Origin of the sequence: Cohnella sp. OV330 (genome assembly GCF_900112065.1) — a bacterium.
Classification (GTDB): Bacteria; Bacillota; Bacilli; order Paenibacillales; family Paenibacillaceae; genus Cohnella.
Genome location: NZ_FOKE01000010.1, coordinates 164453 through 184178, shown reverse-complemented (window position 1 = coordinate 184178; position 19726 = coordinate 164453). Strand labels below are relative to the sequence as shown.

Genomic DNA, 19726 nt, shown 5'->3' with positions numbered 1-19726 from the left:
CGCCCCTCGTTCCGCCAACTGCGGTTAATTGATAGTCAGCTCGGATCCCGGCTTCATGGCCGTTCCCTTCATTCCCATGTCGTTCAGTCTTCGGACGAATCCCTCGCCATCCTGGCGGATGGGCGGAAAGGTATCGTAATGAATCGGCACGACGTGCCGCGCGCGGAGCCATTCCGCTGCCAACAGCGCCTCTTCCGGTCCCATCGTGAACCGTCCGCCGATCGGCAGGAACGCGACATCGATATCGAACCGTTCCCCGAGCTGGCGCATATCCCCGAATAGGCCCGTATCCCCGGCGTGATAGACGACTTTGCCTCCCATCTCGACGATAAAACCGACGGGAACGCCGGCATAAATTCGCTGTCCGTCCGGCGCTCGCACGGAAGAAGTATGCGTGGCCTGCGTCAGGTAGAGGCGGCCGAACGGGAATGTCCATTTTCCTCCCACGTGCATCGGTTCCGCGGATACCCCCTGTCCCGCCATGAATTCGGCCAGCTCCTCTACGGCCACGATCGGAGCGTTGTTTCTCTTTGCAACGAATACGGCATCGGTGATATGATCGTCGTGACCGTGCGTCAGGAGAATATGCCCGACTTGAATGTCTTCTGCCTTCGTCGCGGCATGGGGATTCCCGCTAATGAAGGGATCGACCAGGACGGAGTGAGCCCCGTCGGTCAACTGAATGCAGGAATGCCCGTGATAGCGGATGTGCATATGAATCCCTCACTTTTATAATAAAAATTTGTACGTTCGTGTTAATTCATATTATAATTACCGACATGACCTGTCAATTGTTTTTGCGTCGATTTTTTATGCTGGGGGCGAGACACACTGATATCGCTGGAGAAGCAAGTGCTATTTCTGATCTCCTCGGCGGAGAGCATCGACGTGAAACTCCTTGTCGAGATATACGAGGCGCGGGGCGTCGATCATCACATCGTCCGGAACGCGCTCGCGAAGCTTAAAAGGGAAGGCTATGTCCACTCCCCGGAACGCTCGCGCTATTCGCTCACGAAGGCGGGCATGAGCTTCCTCACGGGAATCAACAGCAAACCGCAGCTCCTCGATCGGCGCTGGGACGGGCGGTGGCTGAGCGTCCTGTTCGAGGTGCCGGAGACGGAACGGAAGAAACGCGACGCGTTCCGCGGCGATCTGCTGCAGCTTGGCTTCGGGGGTTTATATAAGAGCGTCTATATCTCGCCTTGGGATTACGCGGCAGAAGCGCTCCGCTTCGCGGAGCATCATGGCTTGGCCGATCGGGTGACCCTGTCGAGAGGCGCGTTCGTCCACGGAGCCCCAACCCCTCGGCAAGCCACGCAGCTGTGGCGCTTGGACGCGTTGAACGAGACTTACGAGAAGCAGCTCGCTTGGCTGCGATCGGAATTCCTGCCGGCGATCGCCGCTGCGCAGATCGGAGATTCGGATGACGGTTTGTCTGCTTTCGTTCGCTTCCTGGAATTGGGGGAGAGAATGGCAGACTTGAGTCTGAGCGATCCCATGCTGCCCGAGGAGCTGCTGGAGGAAGATTGGCTGGGCAGAACGTGCTTCGGAGAGATGCAAGCCTGCCTGACTCGGCTGGCGAATGCGATCCCGGCTGCTTCTCCCTACCGACACTTCGTCTCGCGCTATTTATAAGAACGGAAGGCCTAATCGCAGTTCTAACAACGTGGCTGTGTCATTCCGTACCCGAGGGAGGAGTCGCGGTGCTGCGCAATCGCAAAAGCGTTTTTTTGACGCTATGGCTCTCGTATATCGTCATTCTGATCATTCCCGTCACCTTTTCGGTCGTCCTCTACACGCGAATGGAGACCCGGATGATCGGAAGTGCGAGCCGTTCGAATCTGGCGATGCTGGAGCAGGTCCGTCAGGTCGCCGACAACCATCTGATGGATATCGATCAACTGATCGTGCAGATCGCCACGCATCCCAAGCTGCAGACGATGTGGACGATCGAAGAGAGCGGCAAGTACATCCAGTATCAAGAGGCGGTGCAGGCGCTTAAGAATATACGCAGCGGCACCGGCTTCGTCGATGATTTCTTTATCCATTTGCGCGAGCAGGACGTCATTTTGACGCCATCTATGAAAACGGATACAAACTTATACTTTAACGAGCTTTACATGTTCCCCGGGATGAGCATGAGCCGGATCCGTTCCGAGCTGCTGGGAGAATACCACTTCAAGACGTTTTGGCCCGTGCAGCAGCTGAAGGTGGATGCGTCCACGAAGAACGTGATTTTATGCGCGGTATCTCTGCCGCTGGGGGACGAGCAGCACATCTGGGGCACCTTGGTGATGATGATCGAGGACCGGCAATTTTTTGACCTGCTGAAGCAGATCGAATGGGCGAACAGCGGCTCCATGTTTATTTTAGACGAGAATGACAGGGTCATCTTGTCTTCGTCGGGCAGCGGGCAGCTGCCGGAGGGCTTCCGGGACGAATGGCTCCGAACGGGCAACGGTTATAAGAAGGACGACGCGGACCTGATCTCGTTTACGACGGGAAAAAGCGGCTGGAAGTACATATCCATCGTACCCGAGAAGGTCGTGCTTGCCCGGGTGCACGATATCAAAGTGTGGGCCTTGCTGCTGCTCGGACTTGCCGTGGGGGCAGGGACGCTGGCGGCCTATTGGATGGCTTATCGGAGCTACAGCCCGATCAAGGACTTGGTATTCGCCCTGATGAAGGGAAAAACGGCAGAGCGGCCCGCCCAGTTGAACGAGTATGAATTCATCAAGACGTCGATCGCCCAGACATTGGCGGACAGCGAGGAGGCCAAGGAACAGCTGAACGCGTACATTCCCGTCGTGCGCGCCCACTTTCTCTCCCGGCTGCTCAAGGGGCAAGCGGAGACGGCGGCGCTGACGAAGGAATCGCTCGCTTTCATGGGCATTCGCTTCCCGCATGAGCAAGTAAGGGTCATGCTCGTCGAGCTGGACGAGAGCGGCGAATTCATGCGCGACGGCGGCGAATGGGACTGGGCGCTCGTGCGGTTTCTGTTCAACGTGAGCAGCGAATTCATCGGAGAGAGCGGCTACGCGGCCGAAATGGAGCTGAACCGGCTGGCGCTGCTGCTAAGCGTGCCGGATAGCGGCGACAATCTGGACGAGCTGGTCCAGAGCCTGAAGATGGTCGTCGAAGAAAGATTCCATATGAAAATCGTCATCGGGATCAGCTCGGTCCGTTCCGGCCTGCGGGAGGCCAGCCGCTGCTACACGGAGGCGGTGAACGCGCTGGACTATCGGATCATCCACGGTTCCGATTCCGTGATTTATTACGAGCAGATCGACAGGAGCGAGCGGAGCTACTACGACTATCCGATGGAGATCGAGTCGCAGCTCATCAACTATATGAAAAGCGGCGCATGCGACGACGCCCTGCGGCTGCTTGACGAGCTGTACGAGACGAACATGGGGAGCCGGGCGATTACGCCGGAGATGGGCAAAGCGCTTTTCTTCGATCTGCTCGGCACGATGCTCAAGGTGATCTACGCGCTGAAGCTCGGCGAGCGGCAGCTGCCGGCGGCCGTCCAAGATCCCGCCAAGTTCGTGGCGGCGGGCAAGTCCGCGGAGGACATGCTCGGCCGGCTCAAGTCGCTTTGCCGGGCCGTCTGCGACAGCGTCCTGGAGGCGAGGACGGACCAGAAGGACCGGCTGAGCGACAACCTCAAGCAGTACATAACGGATAACCTGGCGCACAACGGGCTAAGTTTGACTTCGATCGCCGACCACTTCGGCATGACGCCGCAGTACATTTCCGGTTTTTTCAAAAAGCAGAACGGCGTGAACCTGACCGACTATATGACCGAGATTCGCATCCGGCACGCCAAGCGTCTGCTCGCCGAATCGGAGCTGTCCGTCCTGCAGGTCGCGCAGCGGGTAGGATACGCGACCGACATCGGCTTCATCCGCGTGTTCAAGAAGCTGGAGGGAATCACGCCCGGCAAATATCGGGAAACCGCACGGCATGGGGGCGGGCTGAAGAACGGTTAGTTCGGTTGAAAAACGGTTGGTCGACTATATGAAGAGCGGTTGGGACTTCAGTCAACGGACTGTAGGCAGACCGCTCTTGTTTTCATTAAAGTGAAATGGCGGAGCAAGCAGCCCGCGAACGAAACATACGGGAGGGTTCATGGAATGAAGAGTATTCTGAAAGTGCTTACAGCGTCAGCGGCGGCAGCTTCCTTGATGACGGCGTTATTGACCGGATGCAGCGGGAACGATGCTTCTTCCGCAGCTTCGACTGCGGCCGCGTCCAAAGGGGCGGAACCCGCCAAGGAAGTCGGTTATCCGAAATCGATGACGTACTGGGTCTCGCTCAACCCGAACGTGGCCGCCACCATGAAAAATTACAACGAGATCGCCGCATACAAGGAAATGGAAAAGATCACGGGCACCAAGGTGGACTTCCAGCACCCGCCGGTCGGCCAGGAGCTGGACCAGTTCAATCTGATGCTCGCCTCGGGCAAGCTGCCCGACGTGATCGAATACGGGTGGGGCGGCGCCGCCAAGGGGCCGGACAGCTTGATCAAGGAGAAGCAGATTCTGCGGCTGAACGAATTGATCGAGGCGCACGCGCCGAATCTGTCCAAGGTGTTGAAGGACCATCCGGAGTTCCGCAAGCTGGTCACGACGGACGAAGGCAATATCTACGTGATGCCCTTCCTGCTCGGCGATCCCGTCCTCGCGGTCGTGAACGGTCCGGTGCTGCGCAAGGACTGGCTGGATAAGGTGGGCCAGAAGGTGCCGACGACCCTGGCGGAATGGGAGGCCGTCCTCACGGCCTTCCGCGACAAGGACCCGAACGGGAACGGCAAGAAGGACGAGATCCCCTATTTGTTCTCGATCGCCGATATGGATTTCAACCACCTGTTCGTAGGGGCATGGGGGATCGGCTCCGACTTTTACAATGACAACGGTACCGTCAAGTACGGCCCGATCGAGCCTCCGTTCAAAGATTTTCTGGCCACCATGGCCAAGTGGTACAAGGAAGGCCTGATCGACCAGGACTATGCCACGACCGACGGCAAGCTGAAGGACGCCAAGGTCACGAACAACCAGCTCGGCTCGTTGTCCACGTATCCCGGCAGCGGCATCTCCCGCTACACCTCCCTTGCCAAGACCAGCACGCCGAGCTTCCAGCTCGTCGGGGCGCCGTATCCGGGGCTGAAGGCGGGCGACAAGGCGATGGGACAGTACACGATGCCGTTCACGGGTATCGGGGCGGCGATCACGACCTCGGCGCAGCATCCGGAGGAAATCGTCAAGTGGCTCGACTACAAATACGGCGAAGAGGGCCACATGCTGTTCAACTTCGGCATCGAGGGCGAGAGCTACAAGATGGACAACGGTTATCCGAAATACACGGATCTGATCATGAACAACCCGGATAAGCTGCCGGTCACGCAAGCGATGGCCAAATACTTCCTTGCCAGCTTCAATGGTCCGATCGTGCAGGATAAGCGCTACATCGAGCAATACTTCACGATGCCGGAGCAGCGCGAGGCGCAGCAGGTCTGGTCGCAGGCGGACCACGGCAAGGAGATGCCGCTAGTCACGCTCACGGCGGACGAGAGCTCCAAGACGTCCTCGATCATGAACGACGTCAAGACGTATCGGGACGAGATGATCAACAAGTTCATCATGGGGACCGAGCCGATCGATAACTTCGATAAGTTCGTCGACACGATTAAGGGGATGGGCATCGACGAAGCGATCAAGGTTCGTCAGGCGGCGCTCGACCGCTTCAATCAAAGGCAATAGCGGCCGAACGGAAAATGGGGAGGGGGAAGGTCTGCCCTCTCCCTGATATCGAAAGGAGGGCATGCGGATGTCCCTTATGCTTAAGCAGCGTTCCGCTGCGGAGAAGCCGGCGGTCGATAAAGACAGCTGGAGATACAGTACCCTTCGCGATCTCAGGATCAATAAATATATTTATATCATGCTTGTCCCGGTCGTCGCTTACTACGTTCTGTTCTACTATGTGCCCATGTACGGCCTGCAGATCGCGTTCAAGGATTATACCCCCGGCCTTGGCATGTGGGGCAGCGATTGGGTAGGCTTCAGGTACTTTCACGACTTTTTCAACAGCTACTATTTCTGGAGACTGCTTCGCAATACGCTGCTGCTCAGCTTCTACGAGCTGCTGTTCGGCTTTCCCGCCTCGATCGTCCTCGCCCTTCTGCTGAACGAGCTTCGCAGCTCCCGGCTGAAGCGATTCGTTCAAACGGTAACGTATATGCCCCACTTCATCTCGCTGGTCGTCGTCGCCGGGATGCTGGTGGACTTCCTGGCCAGAGACGGCCTCATCAACAACGTGCTGTCGTGGTTTGGCGCGGAGCCGATCGCCTTCCTGCGCGAGAGCGGCTGGTTCCGGACGATCTTCATCTCCTCGAACGTCTGGCAAAGCGTAGGCTGGGGCTCCATCATCTATCTGTCCGCGATGTCCGGCATCGATCCGTCTCTGTACGAGGCTTCGCGCGTCGACGGCGCCAGCCGCTGGAGGCAGACGCTGAGCGTCACGCTGCCGGGGATCATGCCGACGGTCGTCATCCTGCTCATCCTCCAGATCGGTCACTTCATGAGCGTGGGCACGGACAAAATCCTGCTCCTGTACAATAGCTCCACCTATGAGACGGCCGACGTCATCGGGACGTTCGTGTACCGGAAGGGTATTCTTGAATCCAACTTCAGCTACAGCTCCGCCGTGGGCTTGTTTAACGCGCTCATCAATTTTACGCTGCTCGTGCTGGCCAACGCCATCAGCCGCCGGACCAGCGAAAACAAGCTTTGGTAAGGAGGTGCGGCTCTCATGAAACGCAGCTATGGAGAACGCCTTTTCGACGGCTCGAACGTCGTGCTCATGCTCCTGCTTTCCGCGGTTACCCTCTATCCGTTCTTATACGTGCTGATCGCCTCGATCAGCGACCCTGCGTGGGTGGTGAAGATGCGCGGCCTGATCTGGTACCCGCACGGCTTTTCGCTGGAGTCGTATAAGCTCGTATTCGACAATCCCGCGATTTTGACGGGATACGGGAACACCCTGCTCTACGTCGTCGCCGGAACCGCCTTGAACATCCTTATGACGTCGCTAGGGGCGTACGCGCTCTCGAGACAGAGCGTGAAGTGGAAAAACCCGGTCATGTTCATGATCGTGTTCACGATGTTTTTCAACGGCGGCTTGATCCCGACGTACCTGCTGATCAACAACCTCGGCATGCTCGACAGCCGCTGGGCGCTCATTATCCCGAGCGCGATGAGCGCCTATAACCTGATCATTATGCGGACGGCCTTCCAGAGCGTGCCGGTCAGCCTGGAGGAATCGGCGAAGCTGGACGGAGCGAACGATTTTATCGTCCTGTTCCGTATCATATTGCCGCTGTCCATGCCGGTCGTGGCGGTCATGATCCTGTTCTACGGCGTCAGCCATTGGAACAGCTGGTTCAATGCGCTGATCTACTTGCGTACCCGGGAGCTGTATCCGCTGCAGCTCATTCTGCGGGAGATCCTCATCACGAACAGTACGGATTCGATGATGACCGGGGTCGGCGGCGCCGACAAGATGCCGATCGGGGAGACGATCAAATACGCCGCGATCATCGTGGCGACGGTGCCGATCCTGCTGCTATATCCGTTTCTGCAAAAATACTTCGTCAAAGGCGTGATGATCGGAGCGGTCAAAGGCTAGCCATCGGAGAAGTATCCGCGAAGCGGGAATGGTATAATCACGCTAGCGGGTTGGAACCGGAAGGGTGATTGCCATGAGCGTGATACGTTTGGAGAACGTCACGAAGAAGTATGAAGAGTCCATGATCTTTCGCGATATTTATTTTCGGGTGATGCAGGGGGAGCGTATCGGTCTCATCGGGCGGAACGGCGCCGGCAAGTCGACGGTATTTAAGCTCATCATGGGCCAGGAGGAGCCGAATTCCGGCAGAGTCGAAGTCGATCCCCAGGTGCGAATCGGGTATTTCTCGCAATTCTCGGAATTGCGCGGAAGCCTGTCCGTTCAGCAAGAACTGGAAGCGTGCTTCGAGCAGGTTGCCCTTATCGAGCGCGAGCTGCAAGAGGTCGGAGATAAGTTGGGCGTCGTTGCCGACGATAGCGAAATGGACGGACTGCTCGCGAGGCAGGCGGAGCTATTCGAGCAAATGGATCATCTCGATGGCTGGAACGTATCCGTCGAGATCAATACGGTGCTGACGAAGCTGGGATTTAACGACAGATCGCGTCATCAGCCGATCGATGAGCTGTCCGGAGGCTGGCGCAACCGGGCCGCGCTCGCGAAGATGTTAATCGAGCTGCCCGATGTCGTACTGCTCGACGAGCCGACGAATTACTTGGATATGGAGGGCATCGCCTGGCTGGAGCAGTGGTTGTACCGGTTCAAGGGCGCCATGATCTTGGTATCGCATGACCGGCAATTCATCGATAAAGTCGTCACGCGCACGATCGAGATCGAGAACTATCACTTTCAGGAATACGAAGGCAACTACACGGATTACATCCGTAAGAAGAAGATGCGGAAGAAGGAACTGGACCGACAGTTCGAGTGGGAAGAAGAGCTGCTGCTCATGGAGTCCGAGGCGATCGACGAACGCGCGAGCCGGAAGTCCGGTTCCAAGGACCGTCTTTCGCGCAAGCTGGCGGATAACAAGAAGCGGATCGAGCCGCATCCCGTTAACGTGCTGATCACCGATATTTACGAGAGGCTGCGCTTCCCGGACAAGCTGTGCGAAGCGAAGCGAATCGGGCAGACCTACGAGGGTCGGCAGATCTTCGAGAACGTGAGCTTCGATATTCAGAAGGAAGATCGCTTAGTCGTCGTAGGACCGAACGGAAGCGGGAAGTCTACGCTCATCAAAGCGCTCACCGGGGCGGAGAAGCCGGAGTCCGGAGAGGTGATCTGGGAGAAGGGCGTGAGCTACGCCTACTTCAACCGGATGTGGGAGGAGCTCGATCCCAAGGATACCGTCAGCCACGCCGTCAATACGTATGGACTGGGATTGGATGCGCCGCGCAAAAAGGTGAACAAATTCCTGGCGATGCTGCAATTCTCGGAAGCGGATCTGAGCAAGGCGATCGGCCATCTGTCCGGCGGACAGAAAGCGCGGGTGGCGCTGGCCAAATGTCTCCTTTCGGGTGCGGCGGTGATCATCCTGGACGAGCCGACCAACCATTTGGATCTCACGAGCATTCAAGTCATGGAGCAAGCGCTGATCCATTTTCCCGGCGCCGTCATTACGGTGAGCCACGATCGCTTCTTCATCGACAAGATCGGGACGAAGATGCTGACCTTCGATCCGGTAACGGGCGTGACCGAGCAGCGGTTGTAAGGTATATAAAAGCAGATCGGCAGAAAAGCCCAAGAGCTTGGCTCCCGGGCTTTTCTGCTATGCGTATGCGTTTGCCGACTGCCCTTGCCTACGTCTCGTTCCGAGAGACCATCTTGTGTGAGACGATCGGTAACCTGGCTTTCCTGCAAATGTGCAGCATCCACGCCCATATTGGTGTCTTTGTGTGATCTATCGCGCAAAAGTGCATGGTAACTCGGTTTCTTGGGCGAGATCTAGTGTGTTTTGGGAGAAAATCCTGCACTTTTGCGCGATAGGCAAGTTGATGGGGTGCTTGCGGAAGCCGATCCTGCACTTTTGCGCGATAGGAGCTATTTCAGAAAAAAAGCGATGATTGTTGATAAGGAGACGAATTGCTACCGAGACAATGCTCCTCCAAGCAGCTCTTCCAATTCCCTTATATCCCAGCCCCCATCCCCAAACCGAAGCGGCCTTGCATCCTCCCGCAGGGCCAGCTTTCCATCCCCTACTACAATCGAAACTTCACTATGATCCAGCAGCGGAATGTCAGCAACCGCATCGCCCATGCTGAGCGCATGAACGGAACTCGGCGCCTGAAACGCCGGCATTCGCAGCACGCGAGCCTTATCCACCCCATAATTGCACGCGACCCGTCCGGTCAACATGCCGTCCTGCTCCTCTAGCTCGAACCCAAAAAGCCCGCTGAACCCAAGCCGCTCCGCATAAACTCTCAACACCTCGGCGGGCGCGCCGCTGACGAGATAGACTTCGATCCGATAGCGGCGCAGCAGCGCGAATAAGGCAGCGGCTTCGTCAAATAGATGGCGCTCATCCTCAAGCGCAAAAGAAGCGACGGCGGCACGGTAGGCTTCAAGCGAGCAACCCGCCAGCGCCTCGGCAAACGCCTCGCACGTCCGGAGCGTATAGTCCGCGTAAGAGATTTCTTGCAGGCGATAGGCCTCTTTTATTCGTTCAAGAATCGGATGGATGTCGTCCGCGACAATCCCCTTTTCCGCAAGATGATCCGTCAAACCATAGATGGTATAGCCCCGGTGAATCGTATTATCCCAATCGAGTAGCGCGTAACGCACGGCCGCCCAAACCTCCCTATTTAATCGATGAACGCCCGCCGAAATGCGCCTTCGCCATGCTGACTTTGCTATTTTCGCATACTCGCCAAGGAAATACTTGACCCTCCAGTCGGCTGGAGGGTTATTATTTTTCTAAACCAGTGTAATTCAATCGGAATTAAAAAAATGAATAGGCCACGCAGGAGAGGGAAGATGAAAATGGCGGCAAAATCGATAAAGCTATTGGCGATCGCAGGATTGGCGGCGGGGCTGCTGGCTGGCTGCGGCAGCGATAAGAATGAGGCAGGCGGCGCGAAGACGGAGGCGGTCAAGGTCATTTTGGACTGGACGCCGAACACGAACCACACGGGGCTCTACGTCGCTCTCGAGAAGGGCTATTACAGCGCGGAAGGGCTGGACGTCAGCATCGTTCAACCGTCGGAAGGCACGACCGCGACGCTGATCGCCGCCGGCAAGGGCGACTTCGGCGTGAGTTATCAGGAGGACGTGACGTACGCGCTCACGAGCAAGGATCCGCTGCCGATCAAGGCGGTCGCCACGCTGATCCAGCACAACACGTCGGGGTTCGCCTCCCCCAAGGACAAGAACATTACAAGCCCGAAGGACTTTGAAGGCAAGGTGTACGGCGGTTGGGGGTCCCCCTCCGAGGAAGCGGTGCTGCAGGCGGTCATGGAGAAAGACGGCGCCGATTACGGCAAGCTGAAGCGGGTCGATATCGGCAGCGACGATTTCTTCGCGGCTACGAGCAAGAACGTGGACTTTGCCTGGATCTTCGAGGGCTGGACGGGGATCGAAGCGAAGAACCGGGGCGTCGAGATCAATTATATCGCGGCGAAGGATCTGGATCCCGCGCTCGACTACTACACGCCGATCTTGATCGCGGGCACCAAGACGTTGAAGGACGACCCGGACAAGGCGCGCAAGTTCCTGAAGGCGACGGAGGAAGGCTACCAATACGCGATCGCGCATCCGGAGGAGAGCGCGGAGCTGCTGCTCAAGCACGCGCCGGAGATCGACAAGACGCTCGCGGCGGAGAGCCAGAAGTTCCTGGCGTCGCAGTATATCGCCGATGCGCCGGCTTGGGGCCAGATGAAGGAGCAGGTGTGGAGCGCCTACGCGCAATTCCTGAAGGCGAAGGGCCTGATCGACAAGGACCTGGTCGCGACGGACGCCTTTACGAACGAGTTTCTGCCTAAAAAGTGACGAGGAACGGACACAACGCAGAGCAAGGCAAGGCGGGATCCTGCTAGGGAACCGGGATTGATCATTTTATAAAAAAGGAAGTCGGCCCCATGAGAAACTTGAAGGTTATGCTCGAATACTTCTACCCTTGGACCAATTCGGCGGGATTCTACTACGCGAGAGAGCAGGGCTGGTATCGCGAGGCAGGGCTCGACGTCGAATTCACCGTGTACGACCCCGGGCGGGGAGACACGCTGGCTTATCTGGCGCGGGGGGAGGCGGACTTCGGCATTTTCCCCAGCAACCGGCTGCTCGTGCAGCGGGAAAAGCAGCAGGTCGTCGTCGGCGTCGCGGCGATCAATCACCGGGGGATGGAGACGGTGCAGACGGTGCGGAGCACGGGCATTCGCCGACCTGCGGATCTGGCAGGCAAGCGCGTGGCCATGAACCCGACGCCGCGGGGGCTCGCGATGATCCGCCAGCTGGTGCAGGCGGACGGCGGCGATGCCGACGCGATCGTCATTGTGGATGCCGGCACGCGGGAGCTGACGCCGGACGCGATCGCCGCGGGCGAAGCGGATGCGACGTTCGGCAGCTACTGGGCGTGGGAGATTCTGATGGATACCGCGGTGCCGGAGTCGGAGCGCATCGTGTGGCCGGTGGACGAGATCGGGGCGCCGCCTTATCACAGCTATCTGCTCGGTACGCAGGAGGCGCTGACGAAGCGGGAGCCGGAGACGGTCCGCGCGTTTCTGGAGGCGACGGAGCGGGGGTACCTGGCGGTCGCCGCGGATCCGCTCGCGGCGGTGCCGGTGTTCGAGAAGTTCGTGCCATACTTCCCAAGGCGGCTGTTCGAGCGCTCGCTGCCGCTGATCGCGCCGACCTGGCTGCATGACGGCGCCTGGGGGCGCCAGCGGGTAGAACTGATCGAACCGTATGCGGCATGGCTCGCCGAGCATGGCATTCTGCATGACAAAGAGATCTGGCGAAGCGCTTATACGAACGATTATCTGCCGCAGAGGACCGCGATATGAGCGAGCAGGCACAAGCGGCGGCGGGGTCGACGGTGGATGCGGAGGCAAGCGCGACAGCAAACGCGGCGGCAGGCACGACAGCAAGCGGGACAGGAGCAGGGGCGGCGGTGCAGGCCCACGGCATGGGCGCGGAGCTGGTCCGGCCGGACTGGGCGCCGATCGTGCTAGAGGAAGCGAACCGGCTGTTAAGCCGGTACGCGGCGAATATCGGCGAGGCGACGGCGCTCGTCTGGCATAGCCCGCGCCCGTTCTCGAGCGCGGCGCTCGCCGAGATGTCCGGCGGCGACCGCCTGTTCGTAAAGCGGCACCACCATTCGGTACGGGACGTCGAGGGGCTGAACGAGGAGCATCGGTTCATCCGCCACCTGCGGGCGAACGGCATCCCGGTCAGCGTGATCCTAGAAGGGCGGGACGGGGCGACCGCCTATGCGATGGACGAGTGGACGTACGAGGTCCATCGTCTTGCGCAGGGGACGGATCTGTACCGGGATGCCGTCTCGTGGAGCCCTTTTCGGCGGGAAGCCCATGCCTTTGCGGCCGGGGAGGCGCTGGCCCGCATGCATGTCGCGGCAGAGGGCTTCGATGCGCCGGCGAGACAGGTTCGGCCGCTCGTCTCGAGCTTCTCGATCTTCGCAAGCGTTGAACCGCGCGCCGCGCTGCGGGTCTATGTCGGCCGCCGCGAGGCGCTCGCCGGCTATCTGGCGAGACGCCCTTGGGCGCGGGACTTCGAGGCGACGCTGCTGCCGCTCTATGATCGGCTCGCGCCGCATCTGGCCGCGCTGCGGCCGCTCTGGACGCACAACGACTGGCACGCGTCGAACCTGCTGTGGCGCGAGGACGAGCGGGGGACGGAAGTGGCGTCCATCCTCGACTTCGGGCTCGCGGACCGCACCAATGCGGTCTACGATCTGGCGACGGCGATCGAGCGGGGCGCGGTCGACTGGCTCGCCCTGCACGAGGGCAAGCAGGAGGGCTTGGTCGCTTATGCCGACGTGGAGGCGCTGCTCGCCGGCTATGAATCCATCCGGCCGTTAAGCGCAACCGAACAGGCGGCGCTGCCCGCGCTGCTGCCGCTCGTGCATGCGGAGTTCGCGCTCTCCGAGATCGACTACTTTGCAGGCATCGTGCGATCCGCGGCCAACGCGGACATGGCGTACGATCTGTACTGGCTGGGGCATACGGCGTGGTTCCAGGGCGAGCATGGACAAGCGCTGCTGGATTACTTGCGACAGAGGTCATACCGCGGTAGCTAAGCGGCGCGATAGGATTGACAGGGTATACAGACGCTCGCTAAAATATAAGTAATTTAATCGGAATTATAAAAATTGAGGCGTGACAACCTATGACTAGACGCATTCGACCGGACCAACGGCTGTACCCGTTCCTCGCCCTGCTGGCCGTCATCGTCCTCTGGCAGCTTATCGTGACGCTGGCGGACGTGCCGATGTACATTCTTCCTTCTCCGACCGATACGGTGAACGCGCTGATCGACGACTTCGGCGCCATCGCCGGCCATGTCGGCACGACGCTGTACGAGTCCGCGCTCGGCTTCCTGCTCTCCATCGCGCTGGCGTTCGTCCTCGGCATCCTCATGGATAGCTTCGAGATCGTCAGGAAGTCGCTCTATCCCATCTTGATCGTCTCCCAGACCGTCCCGACGATCGTCATCACGCCTATTTTGATCATCTGGTTCGGCTTCGGCATGCTGCCCAAGGTGCTGGTCATCGTCATGGTGTGCTTTTTCCCCATCTGCATCAGTCTCGTCGACGGCTTCGAAAAGGTGGACCGGGACTACGTGAACCTATTCCGCGCATACAAGTCGAGCAAGCTCCAGACGTTCCTGCACCTGAAGCTTCCGTACGCGATGGTCAACTTCTTCTCGGGACTCAAGATCGCCGCGACCTATCTGATCATGGCCGCCATCATCGCGGAATGGCAGGGCGGCACGAAGGGCATCGGCGTGTATATGGTGCGGGCCAAGAATGCCTACGCGCTCGACAAAGTGTTCGCATCCATCCTGGTCATCGTGCTGGTCAGCGTCGTCCTGATCGCCGTCATCAACCGGATCGGCAACCAGGCAACCCATTGGAGATCGAGGTGAGCGCGATGCAGAAGCTGCAAGAGAAGCCGGTGACGGTTAGCCGCGAAGGCGATGTCTTGATCGAGCTGGACCGCGTCGGCAAGCGCTTCGGCGAGGCGGAGGTGCTGCGGGACGTCTCGCTACGCGTCAACAGGGGAGAGTTCGTCTCGATCCTCGGGCCGAGCGGCTCGGGCAAGAGCACTCTTTTCAACATGATCACGGGACTGCTCCCGGCCGACCAAGGCGAGATGAAGGTGAGCGGGGAGATCGGCTACATGCAGCAGAAGGACCTGCTGCTCCCGTGGAAGACGGTGATGGACAACATCACGCTGCCGCTCCGGCTGAAAGGCACGAACAAGAAGCTGGCGCGCGAGCGAGCCGATGCGTTGATCGATCGGGTCGGGCTGCGCGGGTACGAGGATCAATATCCGGGCCAGCTGTCGGGCGGCATGAAGCAGCGGGCGAGCTTCCTGCGGACGTTCCTCGCATCCGGCGAGATCATGCTGCTGGACGAACCGTTCGGCGCGCTCGACTCCATGACCAAGAGCGGCATGCAGACGTGGCTGCTGGAGGTGCAAGAGTCGTTCGGCGCCACGATTCTGTTCATCACGCACGATATCGAGGAAGCGATTCTGCTGTCGGACCGGATCTACGTGCTATCCTCGCGGCCGGGCGTCGTGAAGGAGGAGCTGACCGTCGGCTTCGGGCTCGGCGACAAGCGCGAGCGGCTGCTCGATCCGCAGCTGCTGCGGATGAAGGAAGCGATCAAGCGGCTGCTCTAACGAACGTATTACGGGCGAGGGGCCATCGGCATTTCGGGAAAAAGAGCGGAGGGGGAGCAAGCATGGAATGGTATTCGATCGGCGAGGTGTCCAAGCTGTGCCGGATTCCGATCCGCACGCTGCGTTACTACGACGATATCGGGCTGCTGAAGCCGGAGCGCATCTCGCCGGACAACAACTACCGTTACTATTCCAAGGAAGGCATGCGGAAGATCCCCCTGATCAAGTATTACAAGCAATTGGGCTTCAAGCTCGAGGATATCGCTAAAATGCTGGAACGCCAGAACTTCGACGTGCTGGAGGACTACATGGCGAAGGAGCTCCTGATCGTCGAGAAGCAGATGGCCGAGCTGCAGAAGAAACACTTCGCCATTCAGGAATGGCACCGGCTGCTGAAGCAAGGGGAGTCGCTGCTGGCCGAGCCGCCGAAGGCGCGGGAGATCCAGATCGCGAAGTTCCCGCTCTACCGCACCATGACGTTCCGATACGAGGTGAAGGAACGGCAGGAGGCGGACATGGAGGTGCTGTACAGCAATCTGTTCGTCGAGTTGTGCAATCGCCACAACCTGTACGCATACGGGCCCTTCATGCTGTACTTCGAGGACTTCGGGAAGCGCATCGACCGGACGTTCACGGGCGTCGACTGCTACACGGCGGTCATCGACGACGGGACGAGCGAGGGGCTGACGACCGAGGTCGGCGGCTTCGAGGCGATCAGCGTCGTCCATCGCGGCGATTACCGGACGATCGGGCAGACGTACCGCGAGGTGCAGGAGTGGGCGAAGCGACAGTCGGTGGCGCTGCAGGGCGCATCCTACGAGCGTTACATCATCGATCCGTGGAGCACGACGGACAGCGATAACTATGTCACGGAGCTTATTTTGCCGATCGGAGGGGCTTGAACATGTCTAACCTCATCAGTATATCGGAGGCGGCACTGCTGCTCGGAAAACCGAACGCGGTATTCGCGGACGTGCGGTTCGTGCTCGGTCAGCCCGAGGCGGGGCGGCGCGCCTACGAGAAGGGCCATATTCCTGGAGCGGTCTTCTTCGACCTCAACGCGGACTTGTCGGGGCCGAAGGCGCAGCATGGGGGCGGGCATCCGCTGCCCCCGCTTGACGCGTTTGCGCATAAGCTGGGCGCGGCGGGCATCGGCGAGGAGACGGAGGTCGTCGTTTACGACGACCAAGGCGGCAGCATCGCCGCGCGGCTCTGGTGGACGCTGAAGTATCTGGGCCACGAGCGGGTGCGGCTGCTGGCGGAAGGCTTTTCCGGCTGGCGAGACGCCGGCCATCCCGTGACGGACGAACTGCCGGCGCCGGCGGCCAGGACGTTCGTCCCTTGCGTGAACGAGGCGCTATCGGCGGATGTCGAGCAAGTGAAGGCGGCGATCGGGCGGGAGGGCGCCGTGCTGATCGACGCGCGCAAGCCCGCGCACTATACGGGCGAGGACACGAGCAAGTACGCCAAGGCCGGGCATATCCCGGGCGCCATCAACCGCTTCTGGGAAGCGGGCTCGCCGGGCGGCGTCTTCCAGGGTGCCGAGGTTCAAAAGGCGCGCTTCGGCGATATTCCCGCCGATGCGGAGATCATCGTCTACTGCGGCGCGGGCGTGACGGCGACGCCGAACGTGCTGGCGCTGACGGAGGCGGGGTATTCGAACGTGAAGCTTTATGTCGGGAGCTGGAGCGATTGGATTAGTTACGGGGTAAATCCGATTACCACGCGGTATGAAGATATTAGAAAAGATGGATAGTAGTTCGTAGATTAATACATCGCCATGTGGACTAAGCCTCCCGGCGATGTATTTTTTATGCCATAAATATATAAAAAGACCAACTTGCCTGACATCGATAGGCCGCAACCCGACGTTTTTTCAGGTCAAACCTATCAAATGTTTTCTCCCTTTTTCGCATAAGGAAAGGAATAACGCATTGCACGCATATAAAGTTAACTGTTAAAGCGATCTTATGAAGATATTAGAAAGGATTTACAAAAATTATGTATAATAGTTGAAGAAAATTATTCTTTTAGGAGGACTTCCGTTGACCACCTCGTCAAAATAAATTTATTGTGCAACCATCGGCTCAAAAGAATAACATACAAAATTTTTAGGGGGCTGCTATTCACCTATGGTTAGAAAATTTTTTGCATACATGATTACTTTAGCAATTTGTCTCTCGGTTTTTTCGCTGTGTTCTGCCCAGGCAGTGGCTGCGGCGAATAATCATTTTAAGAATACGATTGCGAGCTCGAATGGGCGTGCTTATGTCATCAAAAACAATGGAGAGTTATGGTATTGGGGAAAAGGAACATTTAACGATTCTGCAGGGGATCAGTCTCCTCTACGCGCAAATCGGACAAAATTGATGGACGATGTGATTGGCGTATACGGAGATTGGTTTAATGGATTTGCCATCAAATCGGATCACAGTCTTTGGTCTATACCTGGTGACCAACCACCTGTAAAAATAATGGATGACGTCCAGGAAGCTGCCAATACTTATACCAATTGGATTGTGCTAAAAACGAATGGAACCGTTTGGGTCGGCCCTTTATACGGCAATACTCCGAAACCCAAGCAAATTTTGTCGTTATCGGGAGTCAGGCAAATAAGCGCGGGTATCGATTCATTTTATGCTTTGAAGGAAGACGGCACGCTATGGGGATGGGGAAACAATTATTCTGGTGAATTAGGGGTCAAGACGAAGAGTCCGGATGTTTTCGTTCCCGTTCAGATAATGAAAGATGTTCAGAGCGTGTATGGCACGGGTCAACAAGGATATGCCATTAAGAAAGACGGTACCTTATGGGGATGGGGTAAGAGCGATGATCTTTTACTGACCGGAAAAAAAGAGACTTGGGCTTTTGACCCTTATTCGGATGGAAGTCAGAGCGAGGTTTCCGAGCAGTTTACACCGATTAAGCTCATGGACAACGTTCTGAAGATTGATGGACGTAATCACCTAACAGTTATTAAGAAAGATCATACACTCTGGGATTGGGGGTCCAATCAAGAGGGACAACTAGGAGACGGAACTGTAATATCACGGTATGTACCGCAAAAAATTCTGGATCATGTAGTGGATGTTACAGCTAAGGGAGCTTTTACGATTGCGTTAAAGTCGGATGGAACCGTGGTAGGTTTTGGGATCAATGCCGTAGGGGAACTAGGCATTGGCACTTTTGATGATGATCCTCATTCTACGCCTATTGAATTAATGAATAATATTGCAATATCAGGCGAGGATGCTTCATTTTCCGCGGGAGTAGGCGCGGAGCCCATTAAAGGGCCGGCTGCTGCGAATGAGGCTGATGCGGGTAAACTTGCGGATCTGGAGCAGATAGAGCCGATTAAGCTACCGAAACCGCCCTTTTATTATTATTTAATCTCGTCAATTAATCCGAGTGCCGAGGTTAATAAAGTTAATAAATTGACATTGCGGCAAAGCTCGGTAAAGTCTATTCCAATCGTTCGTGAGGATTCAAAGGCGTTCCAGGCTTCTAGTTATGTGGTTCCAAATCAGTATCAAAATATCAAAGGCAATCTTCCCGCAGGGATTCCTACCGAGTATAAGGGGCAAATGCTAGTCCAAGCGATTAAAGGGGCTAACAATGTCATTCTGATCTACGGTCTGAACTTTGGTGAGAACAGATATCTCGTCGTATTAAATAAACCCATGACCAAGATTGAAAAGATCTACGATTTTGATAACTATGCGATCTCTCCCAAATATGTTCAAAAGGACTTCGACTATATTCATCAACAGATTCGCTGGGCAGTGGTCGAGAATGGGATTCTATATATATCCCATTCTCACAGGACATACGCCAAGAGTTCGAACGGAGCGAACGGATTCATTTCCGCAATACGAATCAACGATAACAAACTGCTATGGAGAACCTCTTCACTCGTTAGCAATGCTAGGAACTTTCAGATTTTAGGAAATGTAATTGTGTCCGGATACGGGTTTACGGGTGAAAAAGACTATCTTTATCAAATCAATAAACAAACAGGCAAGACGGTAGATAGAATTGTATTGAAGGACGCACCGGATTATATCGATTTACAAAAAAATGGCTTTCTTGTTTATGGGTATTCGCATCTTACCAGTTTCTTAATCAAATAATCCGATGCCGGCGAGCGGGCGTCCGAGCGTCCGAGCAACTGCAACTGGTGGCGCAGAAGGGCGAAAAGACAAAAGAAGCTGCTTGATAAATACAACGCCAGGACGGAAAGGTGC

Annotated in this window: 16 protein-coding genes; 14 read left to right on the top strand and 2 right to left on the bottom strand. The window is 57.3% G+C overall.

What is annotated here, in order from left to right:
* Positions 1 to 24: 24 nt before the first annotated feature.
* Positions 25 to 714, bottom strand: a complete 690-nt coding sequence (locus BM235_RS22475; protein ID WP_090116488.1) for a metal-dependent hydrolase — start codon at positions 712 to 714, stop codon at positions 25 to 27.
* Positions 715 to 888: 174 nt separating this feature from the next.
* Between BM235_RS22475 and BM235_RS22470 the strand changes: the two genes are divergently transcribed.
* From BM235_RS22470 to BM235_RS22445, 6 genes are all read left to right on the top strand, one after another.
* On the top strand, positions 889 to 1635 hold the full coding sequence (locus BM235_RS22470; RefSeq protein ID WP_143106721.1) for a PaaX family transcriptional regulator C-terminal domain-containing protein: 747 nt from the start codon (positions 889 to 891) through the stop codon (positions 1633 to 1635).
* Positions 1636 to 1703: 68 nt separating this feature from the next.
* Positions 1704 to 3992 carry a helix-turn-helix domain-containing protein gene (locus tag BM235_RS22465; RefSeq protein ID WP_090116486.1) on the top strand — a complete coding sequence of 763 codons (2289 nt, stop codon included), beginning with the start codon at positions 1704 to 1706 and terminating at the stop codon, positions 3990 to 3992.
* A gap of 144 nt (positions 3993 to 4136) precedes the next feature.
* A complete protein-coding gene (locus BM235_RS22460) occupies positions 4137 to 5762 on the top strand; it encodes a type 2 periplasmic-binding domain-containing protein (RefSeq protein ID WP_090116485.1) in 1626 nt (541 codons plus the stop codon).
* Positions 5763 to 5838: 76 nt separating this feature from the next.
* A complete protein-coding gene (locus tag BM235_RS22455; protein WP_255374541.1) occupies positions 5839 to 6795 on the top strand; it encodes an ABC transporter permease in 957 nt (318 codons plus the stop codon).
* Positions 6796 to 6810: 15 nt separating this feature from the next.
* Positions 6811 to 7686 (top strand): carbohydrate ABC transporter permease, encoded by an 876-nt coding sequence (locus BM235_RS22450; protein WP_090116483.1) that lies wholly within the window; start codon positions 6811 to 6813, stop codon positions 7684 to 7686.
* A gap of 73 nt (positions 7687 to 7759) precedes the next feature.
* Entirely contained in the window at positions 7760 to 9334 is a 1575-nt protein-coding gene (locus tag BM235_RS22445) for an ABC-F family ATP-binding cassette domain-containing protein (protein WP_090116482.1), read from the top strand.
* Positions 9335 to 9708: 374 nt separating this feature from the next.
* Here the strand turns inward: BM235_RS22445 and BM235_RS22440 are convergent, their stop codons facing one another.
* A complete protein-coding gene (locus tag BM235_RS22440) occupies positions 9709 to 10404 on the bottom strand; it encodes an HAD family hydrolase (protein ID WP_158543995.1) in 696 nt (231 codons plus the stop codon).
* A gap of 198 nt (positions 10405 to 10602) precedes the next feature.
* Between BM235_RS22440 and BM235_RS22435 the strand changes: the two genes are divergently transcribed.
* The 8 genes from BM235_RS22435 (at position 10603) to BM235_RS22400 (ending at position 19612) form a co-directional block, all read left to right on the top strand.
* Positions 10603 to 11607: an ABC transporter substrate-binding protein gene (locus BM235_RS22435; RefSeq protein WP_199408960.1), complete on the top strand. Its 1005-nt coding sequence runs from the start codon at positions 10603 to 10605 to the stop codon at positions 11605 to 11607.
* An 89-nt stretch (positions 11608 to 11696) separates the two neighbouring features.
* Entirely contained in the window at positions 11697 to 12620 is a 924-nt protein-coding gene (locus BM235_RS22430) for an ABC transporter substrate-binding protein (RefSeq protein ID WP_090116479.1), read from the top strand.
* Entirely contained in the window at positions 12617 to 13873 is a 1257-nt protein-coding gene (locus BM235_RS22425) for a phosphotransferase enzyme family protein (RefSeq protein WP_090116478.1), read from the top strand. The genes BM235_RS22430 and BM235_RS22425 overlap by 4 nt, the downstream gene beginning before the upstream one ends.
* An 89-nt stretch (positions 13874 to 13962) precedes the next feature.
* Complete coding sequence (locus tag BM235_RS22420) at positions 13963 to 14721, top strand: ABC transporter permease (RefSeq protein ID WP_090116477.1); 759 nt, start codon at positions 13963 to 13965, stop codon at positions 14719 to 14721.
* A 5-nt stretch (positions 14722 to 14726) separates the two neighbouring features.
* Positions 14727 to 15482, top strand: a complete 756-nt coding sequence (locus BM235_RS22415) for an ABC transporter ATP-binding protein (protein ID WP_090116476.1) — start codon at positions 14727 to 14729, stop codon at positions 15480 to 15482.
* Between the two features lie 62 nt (positions 15483 to 15544).
* Positions 15545 to 16384 (top strand): MerR family transcriptional regulator, encoded by an 840-nt coding sequence (locus BM235_RS22410; protein ID WP_090116475.1) that lies wholly within the window; start codon positions 15545 to 15547, stop codon positions 16382 to 16384.
* A 2-nt stretch (positions 16385 to 16386) separates the two neighbouring features.
* Positions 16387 to 17238, top strand: coding sequence for a sulfurtransferase (locus tag BM235_RS22405; protein ID WP_090116474.1), 852 nt, complete (start codon positions 16387 to 16389; stop codon positions 17236 to 17238).
* Between the two features lie 376 nt (positions 17239 to 17614).
* Entirely contained in the window at positions 17615 to 19612 is a 1998-nt protein-coding gene (locus BM235_RS22400; RefSeq protein ID WP_090116473.1) for an RCC1 domain-containing protein, read from the top strand.
* The last annotated feature ends 114 nt before the right edge of the window (positions 19613 to 19726 follow it).

What these genes read in the sequence shown, in the direction of transcription:
- BM235_RS22450 (WP_090116483.1), top strand. Translation starts at nt 6,811, where the DNA reads ATGAAACGCAGCTATGGAGAACGCCTTTTCGACGGCTCGAACGTCGTG.
- BM235_RS22400 (WP_090116473.1), top strand. Translation starts at nt 17,615, where the DNA reads ATGGTTAGAAAATTTTTTGCATACATGATTACTTTAGCAATTTGTCTC.
- BM235_RS22420 (WP_090116477.1), top strand. Translation starts at nt 13,963, where the DNA reads ATGACTAGACGCATTCGACCGGACCAACGGCTGTACCCGTTCCTCGCC.
- BM235_RS22435 (WP_199408960.1), top strand. Translation starts at nt 10,603, where the DNA reads ATGGCGGCAAAATCGATAAAGCTATTGGCGATCGCAGGATTGGCGGCG.
- BM235_RS22460 (WP_090116485.1), top strand. Translation starts at nt 4,137, where the DNA reads ATGAAGAGTATTCTGAAAGTGCTTACAGCGTCAGCGGCGGCAGCTTCC.
- BM235_RS22410 (WP_090116475.1), top strand. Translation starts at nt 15,545, where the DNA reads ATGGAATGGTATTCGATCGGCGAGGTGTCCAAGCTGTGCCGGATTCCG.
- BM235_RS22430 (WP_090116479.1), top strand. Translation starts at nt 11,697, where the DNA reads ATGAGAAACTTGAAGGTTATGCTCGAATACTTCTACCCTTGGACCAAT.
- BM235_RS22455 (WP_255374541.1), top strand. Translation starts at nt 5,839, where the DNA reads ATGCTTAAGCAGCGTTCCGCTGCGGAGAAGCCGGCGGTCGATAAAGAC.
- BM235_RS22475 (WP_090116488.1), bottom strand. Translation starts at nt 714, where the DNA reads ATGCACATCCGCTATCACGGGCATTCCTGCATTCAGTTGACCGACGGG.
- BM235_RS22445 (WP_090116482.1), top strand. Translation starts at nt 7,760, where the DNA reads ATGAGCGTGATACGTTTGGAGAACGTCACGAAGAAGTATGAAGAGTCC.
- BM235_RS22425 (WP_090116478.1), top strand. Translation starts at nt 12,617, where the DNA reads ATGAGCGAGCAGGCACAAGCGGCGGCGGGGTCGACGGTGGATGCGGAG.
- BM235_RS22405 (WP_090116474.1), top strand. Translation starts at nt 16,387, where the DNA reads ATGTCTAACCTCATCAGTATATCGGAGGCGGCACTGCTGCTCGGAAAA.
- BM235_RS22415 (WP_090116476.1), top strand. Translation starts at nt 14,727, where the DNA reads ATGCAGAAGCTGCAAGAGAAGCCGGTGACGGTTAGCCGCGAAGGCGAT.